At 72.6% G+C, this 9,902-nt stretch carries 10 protein-coding genes; 6 read left to right on the forward strand and 4 right to left on the reverse strand.

Annotated features, from left to right (window positions below):
- Window positions 1-43: 43 nt before the first annotated feature.
- Complete coding sequence (locus GD632_RS14220) at window positions 44-2,593, reverse strand: ATP-dependent DNA ligase (protein ID WP_152192877.1); 2,550 nt, start codon at window positions 2,591-2,593, stop codon at window positions 44-46.
- Window positions 2,594-2,628: 35 nt separating this feature from the next.
- Window positions 2,629-2,997, reverse strand: a complete 369-nt coding sequence (locus tag GD632_RS14225; protein WP_193311495.1) for a DoxX family protein — start codon at window positions 2,995-2,997, stop codon at window positions 2,629-2,631.
- 169 nt (window positions 2,998-3,166) lie between these two features.
- Between GD632_RS14225 and ku the strand changes: the two genes are divergently transcribed.
- The 6 genes from ku (at window position 3,167) to GD632_RS14250 (ending at window position 7,179) form a co-directional block, all read left to right on the forward strand.
- Window positions 3,167-4,132, forward strand: coding sequence for a non-homologous end joining protein Ku (gene ku, locus GD632_RS14230; protein WP_152192879.1), 966 nt, complete (start codon window positions 3,167-3,169; stop codon window positions 4,130-4,132).
- Between the two features lie 169 nt (window positions 4,133-4,301).
- The gene (locus tag GD632_RS14235) at window positions 4,302-4,604 is read left to right on the forward strand and encodes a DUF1540 domain-containing protein (protein ID WP_152192880.1); all 303 of its coding nucleotides are present in this window, start codon (window positions 4,302-4,304) and stop codon (window positions 4,602-4,604) included.
- Between the two features lie 56 nt (window positions 4,605-4,660).
- A complete protein-coding gene (locus tag GD632_RS14240) occupies window positions 4,661-5,320 on the forward strand; it encodes a DsbA family oxidoreductase (protein WP_152192881.1) in 660 nt (219 codons plus the stop codon).
- The gene (locus GD632_RS16070; protein ID WP_193311496.1) at window positions 5,317-5,469 is read left to right on the forward strand and encodes a hypothetical protein; all 153 of its coding nucleotides are present in this window, start codon (window positions 5,317-5,319) and stop codon (window positions 5,467-5,469) included. Before GD632_RS14240 ends, GD632_RS16070 begins: the two co-directional genes overlap by 4 nt.
- 64 nt (window positions 5,470-5,533) lie before the next feature.
- On the forward strand, window positions 5,534-6,307 hold the full coding sequence (gene heR, locus GD632_RS14245) for a heliorhodopsin HeR (protein WP_152192882.1): 774 nt from the start codon (window positions 5,534-5,536) through the stop codon (window positions 6,305-6,307).
- A gap of 80 nt (window positions 6,308-6,387) precedes the next feature.
- Entirely contained in the window at window positions 6,388-7,179 is a 792-nt protein-coding gene (locus GD632_RS14250) for an NAD-dependent epimerase/dehydratase family protein (protein ID WP_152192883.1), read from the forward strand.
- Here GD632_RS14250 and proB read toward each other — a convergent pair.
- Together proB and obgE are read right to left on the reverse strand one after the other, a co-directional pair.
- Complete coding sequence (gene proB, locus GD632_RS14255) at window positions 7,176-8,279, reverse strand: glutamate 5-kinase (RefSeq protein WP_152192887.1); 1,104 nt, start codon at window positions 8,277-8,279, stop codon at window positions 7,176-7,178. The genes GD632_RS14250 and proB overlap by 4 nt on opposite strands.
- Before the next feature lie 34 nt (window positions 8,280-8,313).
- A complete protein-coding gene (obgE, locus tag GD632_RS14260; RefSeq protein ID WP_152192884.1) occupies window positions 8,314-9,855 on the reverse strand; it encodes a GTPase ObgE in 1,542 nt (513 codons plus the stop codon).
- Window positions 9,856-9,902: the final 47 nt, after the last annotated feature.

Raw genomic sequence — 9,902 nt, forward strand, 5'->3', positions numbered from 1 at the left:
AGCTCCTTTCGTCCGAGCGCACTCTACGTGCTCGGCCGGGCGCTCAGGACTCCCGGACGACGTCGGCCGGCTCCTTGTCCGGGCGCCAGCCCCGCCACCGCGGGTGGCGCAGCCGCCCCGTGGAGGTCCACTCGGCGAACTCGACCTCGGCCACCCGCCGCGGCGTCACCCAGCGCGCGTCGCGCGCCTCGGGGCGGGGCACGTCGAGCGGGGCGGTCTTGCGCTCCTCGCGGCCCAGCTCGCGGGCCCACTGCGCGGCGTCCCGCTCGGAGAAGCCGGTCCCGACCCGCCCGATGTACCGCAGCTCGCCGTCGTCGGGAAGGGCGAGGAGCAGGGACCCGACCTTGCCGGCCCGGTTCCCCTGTCCCGGCCGCCACCCGACGACGACGGCCTCCTGGGTGCTCGCGTGCTTGATCTTCAGCCACGAGCGGCTGCGCCGCCCCGGGGTGTACGTCGAGTCGCGCCGCTTGGCGACGACGCCCTCGAGCTGCCACTGCCGGCTGGCGGCGACGGCGGCCTCGAGGTCGCCGTCGAAGGCGGGGGGGATCTCGACGAGCTCACACCCGGCCGGGTCGACGGTCTCCTCGAGCACCTCGCGCCGCTCGTCGTAGGTGCGGCGCAGCAGGCTCGTGCCGTCGACGGCGATCGCGTCGAACAGCATGAGCCGCACGGGCTTCTCCTCGGCGGCGCGGGCGATGGCCCGCGCGTCGGTGAGCTGGATGCGCTGCTGGAGGAGACCGAAGTCGGGGCGCCCGGTGTCGGTGAGCGCGACGATCTCCCCGTCGAGGACCGCAGTGCGCGCGTCGACGCAGTCCGCGAGGCCGGCGAGCTCGGGATAGGTGTCGGTGACCTCCCGCCCGCTGCGGCCGACGAGCCGCACCTGCCCGTCCTCGACGAGGACGACGGCGCGTACCCCGTCCCACTTCATCTCCACCGCCCACTCGGCGGAGGCGTCCAGGACCGTGGCGTCGCTGAGGGTGGCGAGCATGGGGACGACGAACTCGGGCGAGGCGTCGCGGGCCCCGCCGTCGGCCATCGGTGCCGCGGCGGAACCCGGCTCTCGAGGGGTGGGGCGGGTGGCGGAAGGGCTCGGCGTTCGGCGGGTGGGGCGGGAGGAGGACGGGGCGGGGTCCGGCTCTCGGCGGGACGTGCCGGAGGAGGGCTGGTCGGGGGTCGACATGAGGTGGATGAGCCAGTGGTTCTCCTCCCCCTCGGACCGACCCCCGGTGTGGATGAGCGCGAACCGGCTCGTGCGGCCCGGGCCGTCGGGACCGGCGAGGCCGCCGTCCTCCTGGCCGGTGAGCGTGACGATGACCTCCTTGCCCTCACGCCACTTCTCGAAGGCGTAGGTGCCGGTGTCCCAGACCGTCATCTCCCCGGCGCCGTACTCGCCCTTGGGGATCGTCCCGGAGAAGGTGAGGTACTCCATCGGGTGGTCCTCGGTCTGGACGGCGAGGTGGTTCTTCCTCGGCGACGTCGGCACGCACCTGGGCAGCGCCCAGCTGACGAGGACGCCGTCGTGCGCGAGGCGCAGGTCCCAGTGCAGACGGCTGGCGTGGTGCTCCTGGATGACGAAGGCGAGGGTGCCGTCGTCGGGGGCGACGACCGCCGGCACCGGCTCGGGGGTCTTCGCGGCGTCGCGCTTGGCGCGGTAGACCTCGAGCCGGTCGCGCCGGGGCTGCCCGCCGGCCTGGTCGGCGGCCTCCGCGAGCGCGGCCATCGGGTCACCGCGCCGCTCGACCCGCTCGACGACCTCCCGCAGGTCCAGGTGCCGCAGCTGCGGGTGGGTGAGCTCGCGCCACGTCCGCGGGGCGGCGACCATGGGCCGCTCGCGCCCGCGCAGCGAGTACGGCGCGATCGTCGTCTTGTTGGCGTTGTTCTGCGACCAGTCGACGAGCACCTTCCCGCGGCGCAGCTCCTTCTTCATGTTCGACACGACGAGGTCGGGGTGGTCGGTCTCCAGGGTGCGCGCCAGCTCCTTGGCGACCTCGCTCACCTCGTCGGAGGTGGCCGTGCCGTGCAGCGCCGCGTACAGGTGGATGCCCTTGGACCCGCTCGTCACCGGGACCGGCTCCAGGCCCATCCCCTCGAGGATGTCGCGGGCCAGCACGGCGACCTCGACGCACTCGGCGAGGCCGGCGCCCTCCCCCGGGTCGAGGTCGAGGACGAGACGGTCGGGGTTGCGGCGCTGCCCGTCGCTGCCCACCCGCCACTGCGGGACGTGGACCTCCAGGGCCGCCACCTGGGCGAGCCACGCGAGCGTCGCGGCGCTGTCGACGAGCGGGTAGGTGTTGACGTGGTCGCTGTGCTCGATCTCCACCCGCTCGACCCAGTCCGGCGCACCGGCCTCGACGTTCTTCTGGAAGAACACCTGGCCCGGGTCCTGCCCCGTGCCGGTGCCGTTCGGCCAGCGCTTGCGGGTGGCGGGACGGCCGGCGCAGTGCGGCAGCATGACCGGTGCGATCCGGGAGTAGTACTCGAGGACGTCGGCCTTGGTCGTGCCGGTGGCCGGGTAGAGGACCTTGTCGAGGTTGGTCAGGCGCAGCCGGTGGCCGCCCACCTGCACGACCACGGGTCCGCCGTCCTTCACCATGGCGCCATGCTGCCCGGAGCGCGGAGGAGCCGCACCTACACGGGGTACTCGGTGAGCCGCAGCACCGTGAGCGCACCGGCGACGAGCGCGAGGACGAGCGGCACGGCGAAGGGCTCGCGGCGGCGCACGTGCAGGGCGGTCGCGACGAGCATCATGACGGCCAGCGCGCCCGAGGCGATCGGCACGAGGTGGACCGAGCGTTCGAGCACGGGCGGCATGACGAGGCCGAGCGCACCGGCGAGCTCGAGCAGGCCGATGCCCTTGAGCGCCACCGGGTGGATGTCCTGGACGTAGGTCATCCCGCTCTCGTACAGCGCCTGTCGCGAGGTGACGATCTTCGAGACCCCCGATCCGAGGAAGACGACCGCCACCAGCGCGGTGACCACCCACAGCCAGATCTCCACACCCGCTCCTCTCGCGCGCCGCTGCGCCGGCTCCACCGTAGGGCGCAGGTGCCCGTCCCGTCCGGGTTTCGGGCGCTGCCCCTCCCGCAACTCCGCTGGCGGGAGTACGGTACGGGCACTTCACTGGGGGCAGACGGACGAGGGCCGGCACCGCCGGCGAGGAGGCAGCATGCGCGCGATCTGGAAGGGCTCGATCACCTTCGGGCTCGTCAACGTCCCGATCTCGGTCTACAGCGCCACCGAGAGCCACGACCTTCGCCTGCACCAGGTCCACGACGCCGACGGCGGTCGCATCCGCTACCAGCGGCGCTGCGAGGTCTGCGGGGAGCCGGTCGAGTGGGACCACATCAACAAGGCCTTCGACGACGGCGACCGCACCGTCGTCATCACCGACGACGAGCTCTCGGAGCTGCCGACCGAGAAGTCGCGCGAGATCGAGATCCTGCAGTTCGTCCCCAGCGACCAGGTCGACCCGGTGATGATGGCCAAGACCTACTACCTGGCCCCGGCCTCGACCTCCGCGAAGTCCTACGCCCTGCTGCGCCGCACGCTCGAGGAGACCGACCGGACGGCGATCGTCTCCTTCACGCTGCGCCAGCGCACCCAGCTCGGGGCGCTGCGGGTGCGGGAGGACGTCATGCTCCTCCAGACCCTCCTGTGGGACGACGAGGTGCGCGAGCCCGACTTCGCCGGCGTCGACAAGGACGTGCGGATCAGCGCCAAGGAGCTGGAGATGAGCCAGGCGCTGGTGGAGAACTTCTCCGGTGACTTCGACCCGTCCGAGTACACCGACGAGTACCAGGCCCAGCTGCGCACCCTCGTCGAGGCCAAGCTCGAGCAGGGCGAGACCGTCGACACCGAGGAGACCTTCGGCACCGACCGCGAGGAGGGTGAGGAGGCCGAGGTCCTCGACCTCATGGAGGCCCTGCGCCGCTCCGTCTCCGCCGCGAAGGAGAAGAAGTCCGGGTCGTCCGGGTCGGGCTCCGGGTCGGGCTCCGGGTCCGGCTCGACGGCGTCGTCGTCGTCGACGAAGAAGTCCGGTCCGCCCGCCAAGGACGAGGAGAAGAAGCCGGCGCCGAAGAAGAAGACGGCCGCCACCACGCGCAAGAAGACGGCGAGCAAGAAGACCGCCTGACCGCTTGACGGAACGGCAGCGTTGCGAATTGTCGAATAGTTGAGGTAAGGCTTTCCTCACCTATACCGCTCGCCATTTCCTGCTGCTTTCTCCGCATTTCCGGTCTATTCTCGTGCCAAGGTCGCCGCTCGACGAGACGGGCGGCACGGACAAGGCGAGGAGCACGACCATGAGCGCTCTGGCGGAGCTGCCCCCGGTCACCGACTGCGCGGTGACCGGCTGCGGGTTCAACCACGACCACGACTGTCACGCCGCCGCGGTCACCATCGCCGGGGCGAGGGGCGACGCCGCCTGCGTCACCTTCATCCCGCTCGGCACCAAGGGCGGCCTGGACACGGTGCTCGCCCACGTCGGCGCGTGCCAGCGCACCGACTGCGTGCACAACACCGACCTCGAGTGCGGCGCGACCGAGATCCGGGTGGGTGCCGGAGGCTCGGAGGCCGACTGCCTCACCTACACCGCGCGGGCCTGAGGGGCCTCGCCGGCGCCGCCGGGAAGAAGCCGGCAGCGCCCGTCGTTGGCGCCTGCATGACCACCCCCGTTCACGTCGACATCTGGTCCGACATCGCCTGCCCCTGGTGCTACATCGGCAAGCGCAGGTTCGAGGCCGGCGTGGCCGCCTTCGACGGCGACGTCACCGTCACCTACCACTCCTTCGAGCTCGCACCGGACACGCCGGTCGACTTCGAGGGCAGCGCCGCGGACTTCCTCTCCCAGCACAAGGGCATGCCCCGCGAGCAGGTCGAGCAGATGCTCCAGCAGGTGACGGCGATCGCCCGTGGGGTGGGGCTGGACTACGACCTCGACGCCGTGCACCAGACCACGACGCTCCTCGCCCACCAGTCCCTGCACCACGCGCGCGAGCAGGGCCGCCAGCTCGAGCTCGTCGAGCGGCTGTTCGAGGCGTACTTCGTCGAGGGCCGGCACGTCGGCAAGGTCGACGAGCTCGTCGCGCTCGGGGCTGACGCCGGCCTGGACGCCGGTGAGCTGCGTGCCGCACTCGAGGACGACCGGTACGTCGGCGCCGTCGCCGCCGACCTGGACCAGGCCCGCGCGTACGGCATCCGGGGTGTCCCCTTCTACGTCATCGGCGGCAGGTACGGGGTCTCCGGCGCCCAGCGCCCGGAGGTGTTCACCCAGGCCCTCACGCAGGTGCGCCAGGAGCAGAGCCAGGTGAGGTCGTCGTGAGCGGGCCGCCGATCACGCCGTTCCCCGCGGTGCCCGAGCTCCGGGCGTCCGGCGGTGCCGACGGGTGCGGCGACGGCCTGTGCGCGGTGCCGGACGTCGTCGAGCGGGAGGACCGGGGCGAGGCCACGGACGCACGAGCCGCGCGCTGACGCGGGTCCACGCTTGCGTCCCCGTCTACGCTGACAGCATCACACCGGCTGTGGACGGAGCGTCATGAGCACGGACGAGGACGACACGGGCCGCTACACCGGACTGCGCCGCTACAACGTCCTTGCCGCCGTGGTCCACGCGGCCCAGGCCGTGATCGTGGTGCTGCTGGCGACCGACTTCACCCTTCCCGTCACCGGCAGCTACCTGGCCGGCCCCCCGGGAAGCCCTCCCGGCGAGGCCGTGACGCTGTGGGAGGTGCCGATCCCGCTGGCCGTCGCGGTGTTCCTCGCGCTGTCAGCCCTCTTCCACGTCATCGTCGCGTCCCCGACGTTCTTCGGGCGCTACCGCTCGGGCCTGCGGGAGGGGCACAACTACTTCCGCTGGGTCGAGTACTCCCTGTCGAGCTCGCTGATGATCGTCGTCATCGCTCAGCTCGTCGGCATCTCCGACGTGGTGGCACTGCTCGGCCTCTTCGGTGTCAACGCCTCGATGATCCTGTTCGGCTGGCTCCAGGAGCGGTACCACGAGCCCGGCGACGGTGGCTGGGTGCCGTTCGTCTTCGGGTGCCTCGCCGGTGCCGTGCCCTGGGTGGGGATCGTCCTGTACACCGTCGCGCCGGGCTCGACGACGAGCGCGGAGCCACCGGGGTTCGTCTACGGGATCATCGTGTCGCTGTTCCTGTTCTTCAACGTCTTCGCGCTGGTCCAGTGGCTCCAGTACCGGCGGGTGGGCAGGTTCCGCGACTACCTCGTCGGAGAGCGGCTCTACATCACCCTCAGCCTCACCGCGAAGTCCGCGCTGGCCTGGCAGATCTTCGCCGGGACGCTCGCCGCCTGACCGACGCGCACCGTCGGGTCCCAGGGACTCCTTCCCGGCCTGCGGAGGCGAGGCCTGGGCCGCGGTTGCACGATGGGGCGATGAGCACAGACACGCGACGGACCAGGGTGCTGCTGACGGGGGCGACGGGCGGCATCGGCCTGCTCCTCGAGGAGCGCCTCGGCGAGGACTACGACCTCCTGACCCAGGGGCGCCACCCGGCCACCGAGGAGCAGGAGGAGACCCTCCACATCGCCGACCTCGACGACTACGACGAGGTCCTCGCGCTCATGGACGGTGTCGAGGTCGTCGTCCACATGGCCGGTGCGGCGTCCCCGGAGTCCGGGTGGGACGCGGTGCTCGCCGCGAACATCGTCGGCACCCGCAACGTCCTGGAGGCGGCCCGGGAGGCCGGGGTGCGCCGCGTCGTCTTCGCCTCCTCCAACCACGCGATGGGGATGTACGACCGCCTCGGGCAGTGGCCGGTCTACCCTCACCACCTGCCGCGCCCCGACTCCCTGTACGGGGTCTCGAAGGTCTTCGGGGAGACGCTCGGGCGGTTCTACCACGACGAGCACGGCCTGGAGTTCATCGCCCTGCGCATCGGCTGGTACACCGACGACCCGCTCGACGCCGACGAGGACGTCCTGCGGGCGATGTGGCTGAGCCCCGACGACTGCGAGCACGTCGTGCGCCGCGCGATCGAGGCCGAGGTGCCCTACGGCGTCTACTACGCGGTCTCCGACAACCCCAACCGCCGCTGGGACCTCACCAACACCATGCTCGATCTGGGCTACCGCCCCAAGGACGACTGGACCGCGCTGCCCGGCGCCCGGGAGGACGTCGTCGAGGGCGGCGAGGAGGCGCCGGACAGCTGGCCGGAGGGCTCCTAGTAGCGGCGCACGATGACGAGGTCGTCGCGGTGGACGACCGGCCGCGGGTGGGAGGTCCCGTCCCGCTCCTGGAGCTCCGCCGTCGTCCGTCCGCACATCTCGCGGACCTCGACGGCGCTGTAGGCGACGAGGCCGTGGGCGGTGACGACGCCGTCGGGCGTGGCGAGCTCGACGGGGTCGCCCGGCTCGAAGTCACCCTCGACACCGGTGATGCCCGCCGCGAGCAGGGAGCGCTTGCCGTGGGTGATCGCGTGGATCGCGCCGTCGTCCAGCACGAGCCGGCCACTCGTGCGAGCGGCGTGGGCCAGCCACAGCCGCCGGGTGCTCTTGCGGCGGCCGGTGGCGGCGAACCACGTGCCGACCGGCTCACCGGCCAACGCCCGCTCGGCGTTGTCGGCAGCCGTGAGGACGACGGGCACGCCGGCGCCCGTCGCGATCGAGGCGGCCTCGAGCTTGGTCACCATGCCGCCGGTACCGATGGACGTCCCACGGCCGGTCACCTCGATGCCGTCGAGGTCCTCCTGGCCGCGGACCTCGGGGATGCGGCGGGTGCCGGGAAGCGAGGGCGGGCCGTCGTAGAGCCCGTCGACGTCGGTGAGGAGGACGAGGGCGTCGGCGCGGACCAGGTGGGCGACGAGGGCCGCGAGCCGGTCGTTGTCCCCGAAGCGGATCTCGTCGGTGGCGACGGTGTCGTTCTCGTTGACGATGGGCACGACGCCGAGGGCGAGCAAGCGCTCCAGGGCGCGCTGGGCGTTGCGGTAGTGCTGACGGCGGATGAGGTCCTCGGCGGTGAGGAGCACCTGTCCCACGCGGCGGCCGTGCTCGGCGAAGGCCTCGGTGTACCGCGCCACGAGCAGCCCCTGCCCCACCGACGCGGTGGCCTGCGCGGTCGCGAGGTCGGTCGGCCGCATCGGCAGGCCGAGCGGGGCGATGCCCGCCGCGATCGCGCCCGAGGAGACGAGCACGACCTCCTGGCCGGCGGCGCGCCGCTCGGCGAGGAGGGCCACGAGCCGGTGGATCCGGTCCACGTCCAGGCGCCCGCCCGGCGCGGTGAGCGACGAGGAGCCGATCTTGACGACGACCCTCCCGGCGTCGGCCATGGCGGAACGGTCGAGAAGTGGCGGGGTCACGGCCCTATTGTGCCGCGGGCGGGTCCTCCGACTCGGGCGTGGCCCAGTGTCCGGACTCCCGCTCGGTCCACAGCTCCTCGCGGGCCCGGGTCTTGGCGTCCATCCGCTCCTGGTACTCGCGGCGCTTGTCCGCGCGCGTCGAGCGCGGGGCGTAGGCGGCGTCCTCGATCCGCAGGTCGCTGCCGCGGGCGCCGAGCAGCTCGGCGCCGGTGACCATCGTGGGCTCCCAGTCGAAGATGACGCCACCCTCGACCGAGCCGATGACGACCTCGTCGCCCGGCTTCGCACCGGCCTTGAACAGCTCGTCCTCGACGCCGAGGCGCGCGAGACGGTCGGCGAGGTAGCCGACGGCCTCGTCGTTGGCGAAGTCGGTCTGGCGGACCCACCGCTCCGGCTTGGAGCCGCGGACCTGGAAGAAGAAGCCCTCGTGGCGGTTGCGCCGGGTGACGGTGAACCCGGCGTCGTCGACCGCCCGCGGGCGCAGCACGACGCGCGCCGGCTCGGCCGGCGGCGCGGCGGCGCGGGCCTGGGCCACGAGCCCGGCGAGCGCGAACGACAGCGGGCGCAGGCCCTCGTGGCTCGCGGCGGAGACCTCGTGGACGGGCAGGCCGCGCTCCTCGAGCTCGGCGCGGACCATCTCCGCGAGCTCACGCGCCTCGGGCACGTCGATCTTGTTGAGGACGACGACGCGCGGCCGCTCACCCAGCGGCAGCCGACCGCTCACCGTGAGGTCCTCCGCGTAGGCGGAGAGCTCCGCCTCGATCGTGTCGAGGTCGCTGACGGGGTCGCGCCCCGGCTCGAGGGTGGCGCAGTCGAGGACGTGGACGATGACGGCACAGCGCTCGATGTGGCGCAGGAAGTCCAGGCCCAGGCCCTTGCCCTGGCTGGCGCCGGGGATGAGGCCGGGCACGTCGGCCACGGTGAAGCGCTCGTCACCGGCCTGGACGACGCCGAGGTTCGGCACGAGCGTGGTGAAGGGGTAGTCGGCGATCTTCGGCCGCGCCGCGGACAGGGCCGCGATGAGGCTGGACTTGCCGGCGCTGGGGAAGCCGACGAGTGCGACGTCCGCGACGCTCTTGAGCTCGAGGATGAGGTCGGCGGTCTCCCCCTCCTCACCGAGGAGCGCGAAGCCGGGGGCCTTACGGCGCGGGGAGGCGAGGGCGGCATTGCCCAGTCCCCCGAGTCCACCGGCGGCGGCGACGAGGCGGGTGCCGGCGCCGACGAGGTCGGCGAGGACCTCGCCGTCAGCGGTCTTGACGACGGTGCCGTCGGGGACGGTGAGGACGAGGTCCTCACCGTTGCGGCCGTTGCGCATGTCCCCGGCGCCCTGGGCGCCGTTGGTGGCGCGGCGGTGCGGGGAGTGGTGGTAGGCGAGCAGCGTCGTCGTCTGCGGGTCGACCTCGAGGATGACGTCACCGCCCCGGCCGCCGTTGCCGCCGTCGGGGCCACCCAGGGGCTTGAACTTCTCCCGGCGGATGGAGGCGACACCGTTGCCACCGTTTCCGCCTGCCACGTGCAGCACGACACGGTCGACGAAGCTGGCCATCTCTCCTCCTAGGACTGGGGCCGGGTACAGCAGCGGGGGCGGACGGC

It is taken from the genome of Georgenia satyanarayanai (genome assembly GCF_009193135.1).
In the GTDB taxonomy this organism is placed as follows: domain Bacteria; phylum Actinomycetota; class Actinomycetes; order Actinomycetales; family Actinomycetaceae; genus Oceanitalea; species Oceanitalea satyanarayanai.